Annotated in this window: 1 pseudogene; it reads left to right on the top strand. The window is 37.3% G+C overall.

Annotated features, from left to right (window positions below):
• Nucleotides 1-523, top strand: a pseudogene (locus AZI32_RS17685) (polyribonucleotide nucleotidyltransferase); the annotation flags it as partial.

Raw genomic sequence — 523 nt, 5'->3', positions numbered from 1 at the left:
GCTCATGGATCTGGATTATTTACAAGAGGACAAACTCAAGTAATGTCTATAGCAACTTTAGGAGCTTTAGGTGATGTTCAAATACTTGATGGACTTGATGAAGAAGAAAGTAAAAGATATATGCATCATTACAACTTCCCAGCATACAGTGTTGGAGAAGCTAGACCTTCAAGAGGTCCAGGTAGAAGAGAGATAGGACATGGAGCATTAGCTGAAAGAGCATTACTTCCTGTGATACCTTCTAAAGAAGATTTCCCATATGCAATAAGAGTTGTTTCTGAAGTTTTAAGTTCAAATGGATCAACATCTCAAGGTAGTGTATGTGGATCAACATTATCTCTTTTAGATGCAGGTGTGCCATTAAAAGATATGGTAGCAGGTATAGCTATGGGACTTATAAAACATGACGATAAAGTTGCGGTACTTTCAGATATACAAGGTATGGAAGACCACTTAGGAGACATGGACTTTAAAGTTGCAGGTACTGAGCACGGTATAACTGCTATACAAATGGATATAAAAA

The organism is Clostridium sp. ATCC 25772 (assembly GCF_001573875.1).
Classification (GTDB): Bacteria; Bacillota; Clostridia; order Clostridiales; family Clostridiaceae; genus Clostridium_J; species Clostridium_J senegalense.
The sequence above is the reverse complement of the archived record's forward strand: the minus strand, read 5'-3'. Positions and strand labels throughout refer to the sequence as shown.